We start from the raw sequence: 19113 nt of genomic DNA on the forward strand, positions 1-19113 counted from the left end.
GGGCTCTCAGACTACGGTATTTCCTGCCCAAGGCCCATCCCGCGTGATCCTGATCACATTGCATCATGTTTACTGGGTTACACTGATTTAAAGCCTAGGGGATCAAGGAGTCTTGCTATGAACGCGCACTTTCTGATGACCGTTGTCGGGCCTGATCGGCCTGGCATGTTGAACCAACTGGCCGCCACCACTCACCACCATCAGGGCAAGTGGCTCAATACCCGCACCATCAATCTTGATGGGCAGTTTGCCGCCATCATCAAGGTGGAAGCGCCTCGCTCTGAGCTGCAGCAGCTTCAGGAGGCGTTAACTGAGGCACCACGCATGCTGGTGCAGATCCACGAGTGTCACCCGGAACAAACCGTCCTCGCCAAACCGGTACACCTGCAGATCGATGCGGCAGACCGCCCGGGTCTGGTCAACGACATTACCGCTACCCTGGATGGCCATGGCATCAGCGTTGAGAAGCTGGAGTGTCATCGGGTGGCCAGCGCGGATGGCGGTGCGCTGTTTACCGCGGAACTGGCGGTTCATATGCCCGCAGAGTTGGATGTGGATCTGGTGCTGATGGAGTTGGAGGGACTTGGTGAAAAGATGATCGTCCAACGAGTCTGATTTGCCCACATTGCCAAGCGGCTCACAATTCTGGAACCTGAAAACAACAGAGTGTGAAGGCGCTTACGGTGTGGCGCGCGGAAACCACGTAGCGTGAAGGCCTGTAGGGGGTCGTGGTGATCCCGATGGACTGAACAGGAATGTAGGATGTCTGACAGCAGCAAAGCCTTTTTCGAGCGTGCTAACGCGATGATCCAGTTGGCCAACCAGCAGAACCAAGACAAAGAAGTGAAAACCGGCGAAGTCAGCGCGTCCTTTATGTATGCCCTGGCCCGTTACAACGCCTGGTTCGGCTCCACCAGCTTCGAATCCCAGGAGCAGATGGAGTCCAAGAAGCAGGAGATGCTGGACTACTACGTTGCAGAGTACAGAAAGAATCTGGAAAACAACCTGGACGACTACATCGAGCATTTCGATCACTACCGCTCCACCCAGAAGTAATCATTGACGCCTGGCCCCACGCCGGGCGTTTTTGTATGCCCAACCAGTGAGTCTGAAGCGTACCCAAAGGTGCGCTTTTTTTGTTTCTGTTTCCCCCCCCTCCCCTTCTGCATACGCACGAACTGTCCTCTCAGGGAGAGAGGTTCGCCCCGATCAGCAGGCACAAAAAAGCGCGCCAACAGGCGCGCTTTTTACTGAGGCAATCGTTGGATTACATCAGGGCCGGGATACCGTATTGCGGCTCCAGCATGCCCACCGCCAGCATGGCGGCCAGACAGATCAGCAGCACAGCTCCGGGGATCACAAGGCGGTCCATCTTAGACAGACGCTTCGGACGCTCTTTGTCACCGATCAGGCCGTTATTATCCAGCAGCATGGTCAGGGCCCAAGCCAGAACCGGGTTGGTCACGGCAGCGGCGAACACACAGATACCCGCAGATTGAGAATCCTTGGTGTCCTTGATCATCTGCATACCCGCTTCCAGCAGCGGCAGGAATACACCCACCAGCAGCGCGATGCGCATTACCGGAGGCCATACCGCTACGTCCATCGGGAAGCCCAGGTAGGCCACGATGATACACAGGGTACCCAGCAGGATGGCGCCAGCCGGGATCGGACGCTTAGCGATAGCGGCCGGGATCATGTAAGTACCCCAGGAGGAGGTGATGTTACAGCCACCCAGAGAGGTACCTACCATCTGACGCACGGAGCAGGTGGTCATGGTGTCGTCCACGTCCATCAGCACTTTTTCGGTACCTTTGGGGTAGTTCAGTTCCTGGAAGATACGGTGACCCAGGAAGTCCGGAGACCACATCGCAACCGCCAGAATGGCGAACGGCAGAGAGGCAATAAAGTGCTGCAGAGTCGGCAGACCCAGCATCCAGCCCTGTTCAGTGGAGCCCCACCAGTAAACCGGGTTCAGGTTCGGCAGACCGGTTTCAGTGGTAAAGGTCAGGTCAAAGCCCGCACCCAGCAGCAGCGCGGTCGCCAGGCCGGTAAAGGCACAGGCGGGGATTGCCAGCCAACGCTTGCCCACTTTGGCCAGGAAGGCGTACAGCACAATGGTGACCGCCAGAACAATCAGACCCACGTGGCCCATACCAATGCTGGTAGACCAGTTCTGAATGTCGCTGATCTGGCTCATGGCACCGGTAAAGCCGAGGAACACCAACAGGCCGCCTGCGACCCCTTCCCCCGTGAGATTCACCAGCCTTGAGCCCCCTTTGAAGGCACTGAGCAGCAGACCGAATACACCCAGCAGCAGCGCCAGCGCCAGTGGGTGAGCACCGGCCAGAGCGATGGCGCCAATCAGCGGGATCATCGGGCCGTGGTTACCGGCCAAGTTGGAGCGGGGGTTCAGGAAACCCGGGGCGATGATGCAGAACAGCAGCGCCGGGATCAGCATCTCTACGCGAGCCACCTCAATGGCGAACTCACGGCCAAGCTCGATGTGGTCCCAGGCCTGGGACAAACCATCTGCCCAGGACATGGCCACAGCGGAGTACATGGCGATAATGCCGATGGTACCGGCCAGGGCGGGAACAAGATCTTCCCACTCGAAGTTGTAATCACGACCGGGCAGGTTCAGACGCCAACGGCGCGGCTTCATGATTTGCAGTTCGTGTTCCAGGTACTCAGACCGGGTAGCGAACTCGCTGGCCGGGCGGTGTGCTTCCCGGTAGGACTTCTCTTCGGGTTTTGTTGTCTGCTCTTGCATGGCAACAACCACTCCTCAACACAAGGGGTATCAATGACAACCGATGGGTTTCGGTTCGTTAGCCGATAACCAAAGCCCATCACAGTATAGCTTTGCGCGATATTCTGAACGCATTTGAGCCAGATACCGTGATCTGTATCCGAAGTCTTACCAATTTACCAATGACTTTTTCGCCGATGCGTTGTTTTTGTTCGGCGAAAGCATGATTGTGATCTGGCTTCCTTGACTCAGGTCAATTCGGCCAACGAATACTCGCTTTAAAAAGCGCTTTCTCATGGTTTTGGCAGAAACGAGGCCAAACCCCAGTCGCGGGCGATTTCCCCTCGATATTGATGGGATTTTCAAACCGCCCAATATTGGTCTGACCAAAAGACAAAAGGCGCCATAATGGCGCCTTTATTGGTCATCCGTTCGGATTTTACTGGGTTCGCGCAGCAAACCGCTCCAGGCCCCATACCAGACCGATACCGGCCGCCGCACACAGCAGAGCCATCGGGATCTGGGCAGAGGCGCCAGTCAGGGCTTCGTAGTGCCAGGGGCTGATCGCCTGCTCCAGCAGGGGCACCCGGTCACCGCCGGAGTTGGTGCGCCAGGTCAGTACCTCTTTCCAGGGCCAGATTTTGTTCAGCGTGCCCAGCATCAGGCCACAGAGGAACGCCAGTGTCAGACCATGGAAGCGGCGCAGCAGGAAGCTGAGCAGATGGGAGAAGCTCAGCAGCCCAAGAGCACAGCCACAGGCAAAGACCACAATGATGCTCAGATCAAAGCCCTTCACCGCCGCCAGCACAGGGCCATAGAGCCCCAGAAGCAACAGAATAAAGGAACCGGAGATCCCCGGCAGAATCATGGCGCAGATAGCCAGCATGCCGCCCAACAGGAAATTGATGTAGCTGGCTTCCAGCGTCAGCGGGTTGGCCACGGTAATAATGTAAGCCAGACCAAAGCCCGCCGCCGCAGACAGCAGCGTTCCGACACCATGCCCCTTGATGGAGCGGCCGATGTGCACCAGAGAGATCAGGATAAGGCCGAAGAAGAAACTCCACAGCGGCACCGGATGGTTGGCCAGCAGATAGGTGATCACCCGGGCCAGAGTAAAGATGCTGGTGAGGATCCCCCCCAGAAGCGTCACCAGGAAGGTGCCATTGATGTAGTTCCAGGCACCCGCTACGCCCTCCCGGCGCCACACGCCGACCAAACTTGGGTTAATGCGACGGATGCTCTCCAACAGGCGATCGTAAATGCCACTAATAAAGGCGATGGTGCCGCCGGATACGCCAGGCACCACATCCGCGGCCCCCATGGCCATCCCTTTCAGAAAGGTGCGAAAGTCAAAACTCATGTAAGAACAGTACTCACGGGTCTAAGCAGTGCGGAGGATTATATCGGCTTTTTGTCGAAAGATTGTGGATAAAAAAATGGGGCCTGTTCGGCCCCTAATCTGATTGTGGGGAACATCAGGGAGTCGTGCTGCGAAGGTACTGGTCCAGATCCCGGTTCCAATCGAGTTGGTCCAGCCAGATCCGGATCAACCTCGATTTGGGGATGCCGGTGTGCTGCGATAACAGATTGAGCCGTTCAATGGTCTGGTCATTGAGGCTGAAGTTCGCTTTTTTACAGCGGCAGTTCTCACAGCCGCGGACAGGGTGGAGCGGCACGACTCTGCTTTGGCCTGCACTGTAGGCCACAGCGCCGTTGATGAACGCCTCCAACTGGGCTTCGCGCCCTTCGTGCGATAACGCGTCGGTTTTATTGGACGAGGGCGATTTTCGCTTCAAGTTCAGCAGGCTCATGGTTCCCCCTCTGGCCACGATAGAGCAGTTCGTGAATGATCTGGCGGATCTCGGTGGCGCACTTGCCGTCCGGTTCCGACTCCATCACCGACATGCCGGATTCCTCACTGTCATCGTACATATTGCGACTGTAGGTAACGGCATCCAGCACCGGCAAGCCGTAGGAACGACACACCTCTTTGGCTTCCAGAATGCGGGGCGCCAGTGAGGGCAATGAGGGGCACTGGGTGATGACAAACGCCATATTCATATTGGGGTTGACCATCTGACAGGTGGAGACAATGTCCTCCATATGCTCAACGGTCTTAAGGTCGCGTCGCTTGGGGCGCAGTGGCACAAGTACGTGGTCGGCAACCGCCATGGATGAACGCAGTGCCAGGTTGTCCTGACCACCACAGTCAATCACCAGATAATCGTAACGCTCTCGCAGGCTTAGCAACTCGTTGCGGATTTTTCCGTAGAGTTGAATGCAGTTGATATGAGGGAGTTGAGGATTGCTGCAGCGTTCCTGAACCCAGTCCGAGGTGGTGCGCTGGGGATCGCAATCCACCATCAGCACATTCCCTTCCTCTTCAGTTCTCAGGTAAACCGCAATATTTTGCGCCAGACAGCTTTTTCCGCTGCCACCTTTTTCTCCACCAACAAGGATGATCATGACCGATTCCTTCCCTGATTGTCCGAATGAGTGGTCTGGGGAGACCACGCCTGCACGGAAAAAGGAGGTGCGATCACAGGAGGGATCAATACACTCGGCAGCCCCGCTATCAATAGCTTTCACCTTAGACCGGAGGCTTTGCGTCCCAGGCTTTCACCTGGTTTGCCTTTTTCGTCGTGCTTTCCCCATCATAGCCAATGCGTTAGCGGATACCAGATCATTTTTCACACAGTTCACCAACTGACTCATAACGCAGCAACGAAAAAGGGGCCTTGATGGCCCCTTCCTCTTTAGATAACGCCCAACTCTCTAAGGCGCTCCATCAAGTAGCTGTGGGCGGTATGACGCCGCGACAGCACCACCTCCGGACGGGGGTGGAGAAACAGTGGCAGAGAGATGCGGGACTGGTTGGTCGCCTCACCTTCCGGGTTAACCACCCGGTGCGTGGTGGAGGGGAAGTACCCTCCGGAGGCTTCCTGCAGCATATCGCCGATGTTGACGATCAGGGTGCCAAAATCGCAAGGCACGTCCATCCACTCGCCATCGCGGCCCTTCACCTGCAGCCCTTTAGCGTTGGCCGCAGGCAGGATGGTCAGCAGGTTGATGTCCTCATGGGCGGCTGCGCGGATGGCCCCCGCGGTTTCATCCCCTTTCAACGGCGGGTAATGCAGTACGCGAAGCAGGGATTTGTCACTGCCCTCAATCATGCTGGGCAGCGGCTCAGCGTAGTGTGCCGCCACCGCCGCCGGGCCCTCTTGCTGTACCCAGGTCAGCAGCTCTGCTGCCAGCGAAGTGGCCTGCTCATAGTAAGAGGCCAGCTGCGCTTTGTGTTCGGGCGGACACTGGCCCCAGGGGTAGTAGTGGAAATACTCTTTGATGTCTTTAACCGTGTGGCCCTTCGCCACTTCGGAGACGGTGGCAGGGAAGAAGCCATCCTGAGTCTCACGGTTAAAGTGGTATTGCTCTTTGCTGTCACCATCAAAGAAGCCTTGCCAATCCTGGTAGATGGACTCGACCAGTTGCTGGGGAATGGGGTGGTTTTTCAGTACGCCAAATCCGGTCTGGCGCAGGGATTCGACAAACTGGGACGGTGCGTCAGGTGCACGGTAGTCTACGGCAGTCAGTTTCATCAGTACCTCTCATCTGGAAAAGGGGCATCAGCCCAAAGCTCGACGCACCCACGGCGTTATTGGGTATAGGAATGGCGATGTGATCGCTGCCGAAGGCGCGGTATGGGATGTCAGACGGTCAGGGTAACCATGCCGAACAAGACAATGCCCACTACCATCAGGTAATCGCGTCGATGCATGACTTTCTCCTTGTCATAAAAAGGCCCACCGTCGGGGTGGGCCTCTTTTAATCAATGGCTTACCAACCAGTGACTTCGCGCAGCGCCTTGCCGATGTCGGCCAGGGAGCGCACGGTTTTCACGCCAGCGTCTTCCAGCGCGGCGAACTTCTCAGCGGCGGTGCCTTTACCACCGGCAATGATGGCGCCAGCGTGGCCCATACGCTTGCCCGGAGGCGCAGTCACACCGGCGATGTAGGACACAACCGGCTTGGTTACGTTCTGCTTGATGTAGGCCGCGGCTTCCTCTTCAGCAGTACCGCCGATCTCACCGATCATCACGATCGCTTCGGTCTGCGGGTCCTTCTCGAACATCTCCAGGATGTCGATGAAGTTGGAACCCGGGATCGGGTCGCCACCGATGCCCACACAGGTGGACTGGCCGAAACCTTCGTCAGTGGTCTGCTTAACCGCTTCGTAGGTCAGGGTGCCGGAGCGGGAAACGATGCCCACTTTGCCCGGCTGGTGGATGTGACCGGGCATGATGCCGATCTTGCTCTCACCCGGAGTGATAACACCGGGGCAGTTGGGGCCGATCATGCGAACGCCAGCCTGGTCCAGCTTGACCTTAACGTCCAGCATGTCCAGAGTCGGGATCCCTTCGGTGATGGTGACGATCAGCTCGATGCCGGCGTCGATCGCTTCCAGGATGGCATCCTTACAGAAGGGAGCCGGTACGTAGATTACGGAAGCGGTAGCGCCAGTGGCTTCAACGGCTTCACGTACGGTGTTGAACACCGGCAGACCCAGGTGAGTGGAACCACCTTTGCCCGGAGAAACACCACCCACCATCTGAGTGCCATAAGCGATGGCCTGCTCGGAGTGGAAGGTACCCTGGCCGCCAGTAAAGCCCTGGCAGATCACCTTGGTGTCTTTGTTAATCAGAACGCTCATTACTGGGCCTCCGCGGCTTTTACTACTTGCTGGGCAGCGTCGGTCAGGCTGTTCGCTGCGATGATGTTCAGGCCGGATTCGGCCAGCTTCTGGGCACCCAGTTCGGCATTGTTGCCTTCCAGACGTACCACCACGGGGACTTTCACACCCACCTCTTCCACGGCACCGATGATGCCGTCAGCGATGAGGTCACAGCGAACGATGCCGCCGAAGATGTTCACCAGTACCGCTTTCACGTTGCTGTCGGACAGGATGATCTTGAACGCTTCGGTTACGCGCTCTTTGGTGGCGCCGCCACCCACATCCAGGAAGTTGGCCGGGCTGCCACCGTGCAGGTTCACGATGTCCATGGTGCCCATTGCCAGACCGGCGCCGTTTACCATGCAGCCGATGTTGCCATCCAGTGCCACGTAGTTCAGTTCCCACTGAGCAGCGTGCGCTTCACGCTCGTCTTCCTGGGACGGATCGTGCATCTGACGAACCTTGGGCTGACGGTACAGGGCGTTGGAATCGATGTTGATCTTGCCATCCAGGCAGTGCAGGTTGCCCTGGTCGGTGATCACCAGCGGGTTGATCTCCAGCAGAGCGAAGTCCAGGTCCAGGAACATCTGGCCCAGACCCATAAAGATCTTGGTGAACTGCTTGATCTGGTCGCCTTCCAGGCCCAGTTTGAAGGCCAGTTCACGGCCCTGGTAAGGCTGCGGGCCTACCAGCGGATCGATGGCGGCTTTGTGGATCAGCTCAGGCGTTTCCTCGGCCACTTTCTCGATCTCAACACCGCCTTCGGTGGAGGCCATGAAAACAACGCGCTGAGTGCCACGGTCTACTACCGCGCCCAGGTACAGTTCTTTGGCGATGTCGGTGCAGGATTCCACCAGGATTTTGGCAACCGGCTGACCGTTGGCGTCAGTCTGATAGGTCACCAGGTTCTTGCCCAGCCAGTGCTGAGCGAATTCGCGGATCTCTTCCTTGCTGGAAGCCAGTTTCACACCGCCCGCTTTACCACGGCCACCGGCGTGTACCTGACACTTCACTACCCACTTATCGCCGCCAATTTTGCTTGCCGCTTCAGCCGCTTCCTGGGGAGTGTCGCAAGCGTAACCTTCGGAGACGGGCAGGCCGTACTCGGCGAAGATCTGCTTAGCCTGATATTCATGCAGATTCATACTATTTATCCGTATTACTTCTTATGATTTCCATAGCCCGTAGGCTGGGGACTTGATAAACGGGGAGGCGTGGCCTCCCCGGCAAAAACCTTAGATGTCCAGCAGCAGACGAGTCGGATCTTCCAGCAGTTCCTTAATGGTCACCAGGAAGCCTACAGACTCGCGGCCGTCTACGATGCGGTGATCGTAGGACAGGGCCAGGTACATCATCGGTTGAATCACGACTTCGCCGTTTACAGCCATCGGACGATCCTTGATGGCGTGCATGCCCAGGATGGCGCTCTGCGGCGGGTTGATGATCGGGGTGGACATCAGAGAACCGAACACACCACCGTTGGTGATGGTGAAGTTACCACCGGTCAGCTCATCTACGGTCAGCTTGCCCTGCTGGCCTTTCACCGCCAGCTCCTTGATGCCCTTTTCAATCTCGGCAACGGACAGCTTGTCCGCGTCACGCAGTACCGGGGTCACCAGGCCACGCGGGGTGGATACGGCGATGCTGACGTCGAAGTAGTTGTGGTAAACGATGTCATCACCGTCGATGGAAGCGTTCACCTCGGGGTAGCGCTTCAGCGCTTCCACTACGGCCTTAACGTAGAAGGACATGAAGCCCAGGCGGATGCCGTGGCGCTCTTCAAAGATGTCCTTGTACTGCTTGCGCAGAGCCATGATGGGACCCATGTTGACCTCGTTGAAGGTGGTCAGCATGGCGGTGGAGTTCTTGGCTTCCAGCAGACGCTCGGCAATGCGCTTGCGCAGACGGGTCATCGGTACGCGCTTCTCGGAGCGGTCACCCAGTGCCGGGGCCGGAGCGGCAGCAGCCGGAGCCGCAGCCGGGGCGCCCTGACCTTTGATAAAGGCTTCCACATCCTCTTTGGTGATGCGACCGCCAACACCGCTGCCGGACACTTTGGACACGTCCACATTGTGCTCGGCAACCAGGCGACGAACGGAGGGGCTCAGGGCGTCGTTGCCCGCCTCTTCCGCCACTTCAGCAACCGGAGCGGCTTCCGCTTCGGCCTTGCTCACTTCCTGACCGGCCTTGGCACCAGCAACAAAGCGCGCAATCACCTGCTCAGCCAGAACGGTATCGCCTTCACCGTGCAGAATCTCTGCCAGCTGGCCATCTTCCGGAGCGACCACCTCAAGAACCACTTTATCGGTTTCAATGTCTACCAGGTTCTGGTCACGGCTTACCGCTTCACCGGGCTGAACGTGCCAGGTGGCAATGGTGGCATCGGCGACGGACTCAGGGAGTACGGGAACCTTAATTTCGATGCTCATTGATCTTTAATCCTTGTTATCTACTCAATTGAGACCCAGCGCGGCATTGACCAGCGCTTGTTGCTGTTTGTTGTGCACGGAAACGTAACCGACGGCGGGCGCGGCAGAAGCCTCACGACCGGCGTAGGTCAGGTTGGCACCGGCAGGAATCGCCTGCCAGAAATGGTGCTGGCTGCAGTACCAGGCCCCTTGGTTTTGAGGCTCTTCCTGACACCAGACGAACTCTTTAACGTGCTGGTACGCTTCCAGCACTTTGGCCATTTCGGCGTGCGGGAAGGGGTACAACTGCTCGATACGAACCAGAGCAACATTGTCCAGCTCTTCACGGCGGCGCTTCTCCAGCAGTTCGAAGTAGACCTTGCCGGAGCAGAACACCACGCGATCCACTTTGGCCGGATCCTGCTCGTCGACCTCACCAATCACGTTCTGGAAGTCACCATCGGCCAGCTCTTCCAGACTGCTTACGGCCATCGGGTGACGCAGCAGGGATTTCGGGCTCATGACCACCAGCGGACGGCGCATCGGACGCACCACCTGACGGCGCAGCATGTGGTACACCTGAGCCGGGGTGGAGGGCACAACCACCTGCATGTTGTGGTCAGCACAGAGTTGCAGGAAGCGTTCCAGACGGGCGGAGGAGTGCTCCGGTCCCTGACCTTCGTAGCCGTGAGGCAGCAGCAAGGTCAGGCCACACTGACGGCCCCACTTCTGTTCACCGGAGGAGAGGAACTGGTCAATCACCACCTGGGCGCCGTTGGCGAAGTCACCAAACTGGGCTTCCCACATGGTCAGGCCGGAAGGCTCAGCGGTGGCGTAGCCATACTCAAAGGCCAGCACCGCAGCTTCGGACAGCACAGAGTCGAAGATTTCGATGGGCGCCTGCTCGTCACTCAGGTGACGCAGCGGCATGTAGGTGGTGGCGTTGTCCTGATTGTGCAGAACCGCGTGACGGTGGAAGAAGGTGCCACGACCGGAATCCTGACCGGTCAGACGCACACGGTAGCCGCCTTCCAGCAGGGTGGCGTAAGCCAGTGTTTCGGCCATACCCCAGTCCAGCAGTTTCTCGCCGGTGGCCATCGCTTCACGATCTTTGTAGATCTTGGCAACACGGGACTGCAGCTTGTGAGAGTCCGGCACTTCGCACAGGGTGCTCGCCATCCCTTTCAGCTTATCCAGCGGCACCTTGCTGTCCCAGGCCACATCCCAGTCGTGACCCAGGTACGGGGTCCAGTCGACGGAATGTTCGGTCATGGTGCGCCATTCCGGCACCACGCACTCACCCTGATCCAGTTGCTCGCGGTAGGTGTTGATCTGTTCAGTCACCTCTTCCGGGCTCATCACGCCCTGCTCAATCAGGCGATCGGCGTAGATCTTGCGCGGAGTCGGGTGCTTTTTGATCTTCTGGTACATCAGCGGCTGAGTCGCATTCGGCTCATCCGCTTCGTTGTGACCATGGCGGCGGTAGCAGATCAGGTCGATCACCACATCGCGGCCAAATTCGTAGCGGAAGTCCACCGCCAACTGAGCCACAAAGGCCACCGCTTCCGGGTCGTCAGCGTTGACGTGGAGTACCGGCGCCTGGACCATCTTGGCGATGTCGGTGCAGTACTCGGTGGAACGGGTGTCTTCCGGGTTGGAGGTGGTAAAGCCGACCTGGTTGTTGATCACCAGTCGAATGGCGCCGCCCACCTTGAAGCCCCGGGTCTGGGACATGTTGAAGGTTTCCTGCACGATGCCCTGGCCGGTAATGGCGGAATCACCGTGGATGGTGATGGGCATCACCAGCTTGCCGGTTTCGCAGTTGCGACGGTCCATACGGGCACGGACGGAACCCATCACCACCGGGGAGACGATCTCCAGGTGAGAGGGGTTAAACGCCAGCGCCAGGTGGACGTTGCCGCCGGGGGTGGCGAAGTCGGAGCTGAAACCCTGGTGGTACTTCACGTCACCACTGCCAAGGGCTTCGTCATGCTTACCTGCGAACTCGTCGAACAGGTCACCGGGCTTCTTACCCAGGATGTTGACCAGCATGTTCAGACGGCCGCGGTGCGCCATGCCGACCACAACCTCTTTGGCGCCTTGGTCGCCGGCGCGGTAGATGATTTCGCGCATCATCGGGATCAGCGCGTCGCCACCCTCCAGAGAGAAACGCTTGGCGCCGGGGAACTTGGCACCCAGGTACTTCTCCAGACCTTCAGCGGCGTTCAGGCCAGCCAGAATGCGCTTCTTGGCTTCGGCGTCGTAGCTGCCCTGCCCCAGCACCGGCTCAAGACGCTGCTGCAACCAGCGCTTCTCTTCGGTGGAGGTAATGTGCATGTACTCGGCACCAATGGGGCCGCAGTAGGTGTTTTTGAGGGATTTGAGCAGTTCGCCCAGCTTCATGGTGCCGCTGCCCAGGGCGTAAGAACCGGTATTGAACTCCCGGCCCATGTCGTCCTCGGTCAGACCATGATGGGTCGGATCCAGCTCTGCCACCGGCTCACGCTGCCACAGGCCGAGAGGGTCCAGGCTGGCGTTCTGGTGGCCACGGAAGCGGTAAGCGTTAATGAGCTGCAGGACACGGACCTGCTTCTCAGTCACTTCCGGGTCAACGGTGGTGGTTTTGGAGCGATTGCTGTCCAGTGCGGTCGCACGGAAGTAATCGCGGATACGGGAATGGCCCACGTCGGTCCCGGTGCCGTTGGTAGGCAGCTCGGCGAAAATCGCCTGCCACTCTGCCGATACGGCACTGGGGTCATCCAGATAGGCCTCGTACAACTCTTCGATATAGGCCGCATTCGCCCCAGCGAAGTGGGATGAATCCTGCCAAGCCTTGAGGGAACCCTGTTGCATCTCTTTTCCTTTGGGGTAATACCGGCTCAGATGATTATCGTTTTAATTCGCTGAGCACTATACAAAAAAGCCACGACCTTCGTTGGTCGAAGGCGTGGCCTTTTTTCAATCCATAAGCTTGAAATATGCAGTCATTATCAGACGGCGCGGTTCAGCAGCATGGACTTAATGTGGCCAATCGCCTTCGTGGGGTTCAGTCCCTTGGGACAGACATTGACGCAGTTCATAATACCGTGGCAACGGAAAACACTAAACGCATCGTCCAAATCGGCCAAACGCTCGTCGGTTGCGGTATCACGACTGTCGATCAGGAAGCGGTAAGCGTGCAGCAGACCGCTCGGCCCAACGAACTTATCCGGGTTCCACCAGAACGACGGACAGGCGGTGGAGCAGCAAGCACACAGGATGCACTCGTACAGACCATCCAGCTTGGCGCGCTCCTCCGGAGACTGCAGGTTTTCCCGCGCCGGAGTCTTGCCGTCGTTGATCAGGTAAGGCTTCACCTTCTCGTACTGCTTGTAGAACTGGGTCAGGTCAACCACCAGGTCCCGAACCACCGGCATGCCGGGCAGCGGGCGGATGGCCAGCTTCTTGCCCTTGAAGGTGGAGATAGGGGTGATGCAAGCCAGACCGTTCTTGCCATTCATGTTGATGCCGTCTGAGCCACACACGCCTTCACGACAGGAGCGACGGAAAGACAGAGTCGGGTCCTGCTCCTTCAGCAGCAGCAAGACATCCAGCACCATCATGTCGGAGCCTTCCGGCAGATCCAGGCTGTAATCCTGCATCTTGGGCCGGGCATCAGACTCCGGGTTATAACGGTAGACAGACACTTCCAATTTCATTCTCTGTCTCTCCTTAGTAGGTACGCTTCTTCGGCGGGAATGCTTCGCGCAGATTCGGTGACATGTTCACGTCGCGCTTGGTCATTTCGCCGGTCAGCGGGTTGTACAGGCTGTGGCACAGCCAGTTCTCGTCATCCCGCTCAACAAAGTCTTCACGGGAGTGGGCGCCACGGCTCTCGGTACGGAAGTTGGCGGCCATCGCGGTGGCGATCGCAGTCTCCATCAGGTTGTCCAGTTCCAGACACTCGATGCGCTGGGTGTTGAACGCCTTGGAGGTGTCGCTCAGCTTGGCTTCCTTCAGGCGCTCCTGAATCGCTTTCAGCTCGGTCAGACCCTGAGCCATCGCTTCGCCCTGACGGAATACGGAGAAGTTCAGCTGCATGCACTGCTGCAGGTCTTTACGGATCTGAACCGGGTCTTCGCCGTTGCCGTTCTTGCTGGATTCCCAGCGGTTGTAACGGGCCATGGCAGCGTCGATGTCGGACTCAGAGGCGTCGCGGGCTTCACCCTGGGCGTCCAGAGTCTCGCCAAGGTGCATACCGGCAGCGCGGCCGAATACCACCAGATCCAGCAGCGAGTTGCCGCCCAGACGGTTGGCGCCGTGCACGGACACACAGGCGATTTCGCCCACGGCCAGCAGACCCTGTACCGGCTGCTCGTCGGCACCCAGAACCTGACCGTTCACGTTGGTCGGGATACCACCCATCATGTAGTGACAGGTCGGGATAACCGGGATCGGCTCTTTCACCGGATCAACGTGCGCGAAGGTGCGGGACAGTTCACAGATGCCCGGCAGACGGGATTCCAGAACTTCCTGACCCAGGTGGTCCAGCTTCAGCTTGGCGTGAGGACCCCACGGGCCATCGCAGCCACGGCCTTCGCGGATTTCGGTCATGATGGCGCGAGCCACCACGTCACGACCGGCCAGGTCTTTCGCGTTGGGGGCGTAACGCTCCATAAAGCGCTCGCCATCTTTGTTCAGCAGGTAGCCACCTTCACCACGGCAACCTTCGGTTACCAGTACACCGGCACCGGCGATACCGGTGGGGTGGAACTGCCACATCTCCATGTCCTGCACCGGAACACCGGCACGCAGGGCCATACCGACACCGTCACCGGTGTTGATGTGGGCGTTGGTGGTGGAGGCGTAGATGCGACCGGCACCGCCGGTAGCCAGCACGGTGGCCTTGGCTTTGAAGTACACGATCTCGCCGGTCTCGATGTCGATGGCAGTACAACCCACCACGGCACCATCCTGGTTCTTCACCAGATCCAGGGCGTACCACTCGGAGTACACCTCGGTTTTGTTTTTCACGTTCTGCTGGTACAGGCAGTGCAGCAGGGCGTGGCCGGTACGGTCAGCCGCAGCCGCGGTACGGGCCGCCTGCTCACCGCCGAAGTTCTTGGACTGGCCACCGAACGGACGCTGGTACACCTTACCGTTTTCAAAACGGGAGAAAGGCAGACCCATGTTCTCCATCTCGATGATGGCTTCCGGGCCGGTCTTACACATGTACTCAATGGCGTCCTGGTCACCGATGTAATCGGAGCCCTTAACGGTGTCGTACATGTGCCATTCCCAGTTGTCGTCGTGGGCATTGCCCAGCGCCACGGTGATACCACCCTGGGCAGACACGGTGTGGGAACGGGTCGGGAACACTTTGGACAGCAGAGCACAGCTCTTGCCTTCCTTGGAGATCTGAAGGGCGGCGCGCATACCGGCACCACCGGCGCCAATCACAATGGCATCAAATTCTTTTGTTGGAATATTCACTTACACACCCCACAGGATCACTACGCCGGCAAACAGGTAAGCCAGCAGAACCACGTTGACCGCAAACTGAAGGAAGGCGCGCAGGCCAACCGGCTTGATGTAGTCGGTCAGAACTTGCCACAGGCCAATCCAGCCGTGTACCAGCAGAGCCACCAGGCTCACCAGGGTGTACACCTTCATGGCAGTGCCGGAGAACAGGCCGTGCCAGGCGGCATAGGTCAGTTCGGGAGTGAAGGCCAGGAAGCCGACCAAAAACAGGACGTAGCTGGCCAGAATCAGTGCACTGGCGCGCAACAGGACAAAGTCGTGGACGCCACTGCGTCCCAGAGTCGCGGCATTTTTTACCATAACCAGATCCCCGCAATTACAGACAGAACGACAGTGATTGCCATCGCGGCGCGGGCGGAGTTGTTGCCACTCTCCATAGAACCTTCAAAGTGGCCAAGGTCCATCAACAGGTGACGAATGCCACCACAGAAGTGGTAGGCCAGCGCGGTCAGGATCCCCCAAACAACGAATTTAGCGATTGGGCTGTTCATGATTTCCGATACGGATGCAAACCCTTGGGCGGATCCCAGAGAGGTGGCCAGCAGCCACAGCAATACCGCAATAGAGACAAACAGGATGACACCGCTGACGCGATGCAGGATCGACGCAATGGCCGTCGCGGGGAACTGGATCTGTTGCAGATCCAAGTAGACAGGTCTTTGCTTATTCACAGTTCTGCTCACTCAGCTCCATTGAGCAATAGTTATCATTATCTCCAGTAGCCGGCCTACAAATCCTGTCCCTGGTAAAAAACAGCGTTTTAGGCCACCACTAAACCACCGACCCGTGAAGAGGCAGACTCCACTTTTGTCTGATTGACTGTCTAGAAAATCACCGCTAAAACCCAGCATTACCGGGCTCCCGGGGGAGGTTCGTGGGCAGTATACAGAGCCCCCCCTGCAAATACAAACATCACACTTTTTGGATTTCTGAGATTTACATCCATGACCGTCTGTTGCACATAGGTGGGCGTTTTTTCGAACTAACTTCGAGACAAAAGGCGACCTGTTCCCCGGTTTGCGAATTGCCTTTTGTGATTCCCGTCACTTAGAATGGCGCCACTGTGACGAAACAGATAACTATAAAGAAGTAAGGAGAACCAGCATGGCAGACAACATCGCCAAGCTTCAGGTCCCAGGACAGGAACCCGTCGAGCTGCCCATTAAGTCCGGTACTGCAGGTAACGACGTCGTCGACATCAGCACCCTGGGCAAAAGCGGTTATTTCACCTTTGATCCTGGCTTTATGGCCACCGCTTCCTGTGAGTCTGAAATCACCTTCATCGACGGTGCAAAAGGGATTCTGCTGCACCGCGGCTACCCGATTGACCAGCTGGCTACCCAGTCCAGCTACCTCGAAGTCTGCTATCTGCTCCTGAAGGGCGAACTGCCCACCGCAGATGAGATGCAAAAGTTCAAATCCGTGGTGACCAATCACACCATGGTTCACGAGCAACTGGCCCAGTTCTACCGTGGCTTCCGTCGTGACGCTCACCCGATGGCCATTCTCTGTGGTGTTGTCGGCGCGCTGTCCGCCTTCTACCACGATTCACTCGACGTGAACGACGAGCGCCACCGTGAAGTGGCCGCCATCCGTCTCATCTCCAAGATGCCGACCCTGGCGGCGATGGCCTACAAGTACAACCTGGGCCAGCCCTTCATCTATCCGCGTAACGACCTCTCCTTCGCCGGTAACTTCCTGAACATGATGTTCTCCGTACCCTGTGAAGAGTACGTGGTGAACCCGGTGATTGAGCGCGCCATGGACCGCATCTTTATCCTGCATGCGGACCACGAGCAGAACGCTTCCACCTCTACCGTGCGTCTGGCCGGTTCCTCCGGTGCCAACCCGTTCGCCTGTATCTCTGCTGGCGTTGCCTCCCTCTGGGGTCCGGCCCACGGTGGCGCCAACGAAGCCTGTCTCAACATGCTGGAAGAGATCGGCAGCGTAGACCGCATCCCTGAGTTCATCGCCAAGGCCAAGGACAAGAACGACCCGTTCCGTCTGATGGGCTTCGGCCACCGCGTTTACAAGAACTTCGACCCCCGCGCTACCGTAATGCGCGAAACCTGCCACGAGGTTCTGGCGGAACTCAACATCCAGGATCCGCTGCTGGACGTGGCGATGGAGCTGGAGCGTATCGCGCTGTCCGACGAGTACTTCATCGACAAGAAGCTGTACCCGAACGTGGACTTCTACTCCGGCATCATCATGAAGGCCATCGGCATCCCGACCTCCATGTTCACCGTAATCTTTGCCCTGTCCCGTACCGTAGGCTGGGTATCCCACTGGCAGGAGATGTTGAGCCAGCCGGGCCACAAGATCGGTCGTCCCCGTCAGCTGTACACCGGCGCGCCTCAGCGCGACTACGTCCCGGGCAACCAGCGCTAACGGATGCAGTAACAGAAAAGCCAGCCTTCGGGCTGGCTTTTTTTGTGGGTTTTCTGCTCCGTATTTGCTGCACTCGCCACTCTTTTGATCATTTCATTAACAGTTGAGCAAACTGACTAACCCTATTCCACCGACAGAATTTAAGTCATTGTTTTTGTTTGTTTTAATAAATTGGCACGCGCTTCGCTATAGCAAAGGAGTCCGTGGAATAATTAGGGAAAGTCACCATGTCTCACTACATCGCTCCCGCTCTGGTCTTATTGCTGGCCCTGACTGGTTGCAGCCAGTCCGCACCTCAATCCCCTGAAAGTGCCGCTACTGAGACCAAGGAGGAGGAGACCACACCTCGGGTTCCCGTCGAAACCCAGCAAGTCAGCGTGGATAACGTGTCCGCCTACTACCGCACGACCGCTCTGTTGGAAGCGCCGGAAGAGGCGCAGGTGGTGGCCCGGGTCAGCGGCATTATCGAGTCTCTTCATGTCGAAGAGGGGCAACTGGTCAAAGCCGGTGAGCCGCTGGCCACCATCGATCCCAAGCGTTACCGGCTGGCCCTGAATAAAGCCCAGGCCGAGCTGGATGTCATCGACCAGGAGCTGGAGCGCCTTCACGCCATCGCCAACCAGCAGTTGGTGAGCCAGGAAACCCTGGCGAAACTGGAGTACCGTCGCCAGGCTGCGCTGGCCGACCGTGACATCGCCGCCCTGCAACTGACCTACAGCAAAGTCTCCTCTCCCATCGACGGTGTGGTTGCGAAGCGCTACGTAAAACGCGGCAAAATGGCCGCGGAGCATGAGGCGCTGTTTCACATTGTGCAGCAGGAAACGCTGCATGGGATCCTGCATCTGCCGGAGCGCGAACTGTCCCGCATCCGCATCGGCCAGGAAGCGGAGCTGACCGTGGAGGGGCTGTCCGAGCCTCAGTTGGCCCAGGTGCTTCGCATCGCCCCGGTGGTCGATCCGGAAACCGGTACCTTTAAAATTACCCTGACTCTGGATAACCGCGCAGGCACTCTGAAAGCGGGCATGTTGAGCCGCGCCCGGGTGCGTTTTGATACTCACCACAACACCCTGGTGGTTCCGCGCATGGCGTTGGTACGCCAGGACCTTGGCCAGGCCGTATTTGTTATCCACGAGGGACAGGCTCAAAGCCGCATGGTGGAAGTGGGCTATGAGGATGGCGAGCGGGTCGAAATCCTCAAGGGTCTGGAAGCGGGTGAACAGGTGGTGATTCGTGGTCAGCACCAACTCAAGGATGAGGCCCAGGTGGAAGTGATCCCTTCGCTCCAACTGGCAGCCCAGCGCTGAGGACCCTGCC

General features: G+C 58.1%; 17 protein-coding genes and 1 riboswitch. Of the genes, 4 read left to right on the forward strand and 13 right to left on the reverse strand.

Annotation, left to right across the window (positions count from 1 at the left end; translation table 11 throughout):
• Window positions 1-117 precede the first annotated feature (117 nt).
• Both KUV52_RS00495 and KUV52_RS00500 read left to right on the forward strand, forming a co-directional pair.
• Entirely contained in the window at window positions 118-615 is a 498-nt protein-coding gene (locus KUV52_RS00495) for a glycine cleavage system protein R (protein ID WP_222523979.1), read from the forward strand.
• 147 nt (window positions 616-762) lie between these two features.
• On the forward strand, window positions 763-1056 hold the full coding sequence (locus tag KUV52_RS00500) for a DUF3144 domain-containing protein (protein ID WP_222523980.1): 294 nt from the start codon (window positions 763-765) through the stop codon (window positions 1054-1056).
• Window positions 1057-1267: 211 nt separating this feature from the next.
• Here the strand turns inward: KUV52_RS00500 and KUV52_RS00505 are convergent, their stop codons facing one another.
• The 13 genes from KUV52_RS00505 to sdhC form a co-directional block, all read right to left on the reverse strand.
• Window positions 1268-2773, reverse strand: coding sequence for a DUF3360 family protein (locus tag KUV52_RS00505; RefSeq protein WP_222523981.1), 1506 nt, complete (start codon window positions 2771-2773; stop codon window positions 1268-1270).
• A 418-nt stretch (window positions 2774-3191) separates the two neighbouring features.
• Window positions 3192-4112, reverse strand: coding sequence for a DUF368 domain-containing protein (locus tag KUV52_RS00510; RefSeq protein ID WP_222523982.1), 921 nt, complete (start codon window positions 4110-4112; stop codon window positions 3192-3194).
• Window positions 4113-4227: 115 nt separating this feature from the next.
• Window positions 4228-4563, reverse strand: a complete 336-nt coding sequence (locus KUV52_RS00515; RefSeq protein WP_222523983.1) for a ribbon-helix-helix domain-containing protein — start codon at window positions 4561-4563, stop codon at window positions 4228-4230.
• Window positions 4520-5218 (reverse strand): AAA family ATPase, encoded by a 699-nt coding sequence (locus KUV52_RS00520; RefSeq protein ID WP_222523984.1) that lies wholly within the window; start codon window positions 5216-5218, stop codon window positions 4520-4522. The genes KUV52_RS00515 and KUV52_RS00520 overlap by 44 nt, the downstream gene beginning before the upstream one ends.
• 93 nt (window positions 5219-5311) lie before the next feature.
• Window positions 5312-5395, reverse strand: a riboswitch (cyclic di-GMP riboswitch).
• Window positions 5396-5508: 113 nt separating this feature from the next.
• Window positions 5509-6348 (reverse strand): isopenicillin N synthase family dioxygenase, encoded by an 840-nt coding sequence (locus KUV52_RS00525; protein WP_222523985.1) that lies wholly within the window; start codon window positions 6346-6348, stop codon window positions 5509-5511.
• A 238-nt stretch (window positions 6349-6586) separates the two neighbouring features.
• A complete protein-coding gene (sucD, locus tag KUV52_RS00530; protein ID WP_222523986.1) occupies window positions 6587-7459 on the reverse strand; it encodes a succinate--CoA ligase subunit alpha in 873 nt (290 codons plus the stop codon).
• Window positions 7459-8625, reverse strand: coding sequence for an ADP-forming succinate--CoA ligase subunit beta (sucC, locus tag KUV52_RS00535; protein WP_222523987.1), 1167 nt, complete (start codon window positions 8623-8625; stop codon window positions 7459-7461). Before sucC ends, sucD begins: the two co-directional genes overlap by 1 nt.
• A gap of 90 nt (window positions 8626-8715) precedes the next feature.
• Window positions 8716-9909 (reverse strand): 2-oxoglutarate dehydrogenase complex dihydrolipoyllysine-residue succinyltransferase, encoded by a 1194-nt coding sequence (gene odhB, locus KUV52_RS00540; protein WP_222523988.1) that lies wholly within the window; start codon window positions 9907-9909, stop codon window positions 8716-8718.
• 24 nt (window positions 9910-9933) lie between these two features.
• The gene (sucA, locus tag KUV52_RS00545) at window positions 9934-12741 is read right to left on the reverse strand and encodes a 2-oxoglutarate dehydrogenase E1 component (protein ID WP_222523989.1); all 2808 of its coding nucleotides are present in this window, start codon (window positions 12739-12741) and stop codon (window positions 9934-9936) included.
• A gap of 137 nt (window positions 12742-12878) precedes the next feature.
• Complete coding sequence (locus tag KUV52_RS00550; RefSeq protein WP_222523990.1) at window positions 12879-13586, reverse strand: succinate dehydrogenase iron-sulfur subunit; 708 nt, start codon at window positions 13584-13586, stop codon at window positions 12879-12881.
• A gap of 13 nt (window positions 13587-13599) precedes the next feature.
• Window positions 13600-15360: a succinate dehydrogenase flavoprotein subunit gene (gene sdhA / locus KUV52_RS00555; protein ID WP_222523991.1), complete on the reverse strand. Its 1761-nt coding sequence runs from the start codon at window positions 15358-15360 to the stop codon at window positions 13600-13602.
• Entirely contained in the window at window positions 15361-15708 is a 348-nt protein-coding gene (gene sdhD, locus KUV52_RS00560) for a succinate dehydrogenase, hydrophobic membrane anchor protein (RefSeq protein WP_222523992.1), read from the reverse strand. It abuts the gene before it with no gap.
• Window positions 15702-16079 carry a succinate dehydrogenase cytochrome b556 subunit gene (gene sdhC, locus KUV52_RS00565; protein ID WP_222523993.1) on the reverse strand — a complete coding sequence of 126 codons (378 nt, stop codon included), beginning with the start codon at window positions 16077-16079 and terminating at the stop codon, window positions 15702-15704. The genes sdhD and sdhC overlap by 7 nt, the downstream gene beginning before the upstream one ends.
• A 433-nt stretch (window positions 16080-16512) precedes the next feature.
• Between sdhC and KUV52_RS00570 the strand changes: the two genes are divergently transcribed.
• Entirely contained in the window at window positions 16513-17799 is a 1287-nt protein-coding gene (locus tag KUV52_RS00570; protein ID WP_222523994.1) for a citrate synthase, read from the forward strand.
• A gap of 227 nt (window positions 17800-18026) precedes the next feature.
• Complete coding sequence (locus KUV52_RS00575; RefSeq protein ID WP_222523995.1) at window positions 18027-19103, forward strand: efflux RND transporter periplasmic adaptor subunit; 1077 nt, start codon at window positions 18027-18029, stop codon at window positions 19101-19103.
• The last annotated feature ends 10 nt before the right edge of the window (window positions 19104-19113 follow it).

The organism is Ferrimonas balearica (assembly GCF_019802055.1).
Classification (GTDB): domain Bacteria; phylum Pseudomonadota; class Gammaproteobacteria; order Enterobacterales; family Shewanellaceae; genus Ferrimonas; species Ferrimonas balearica_A.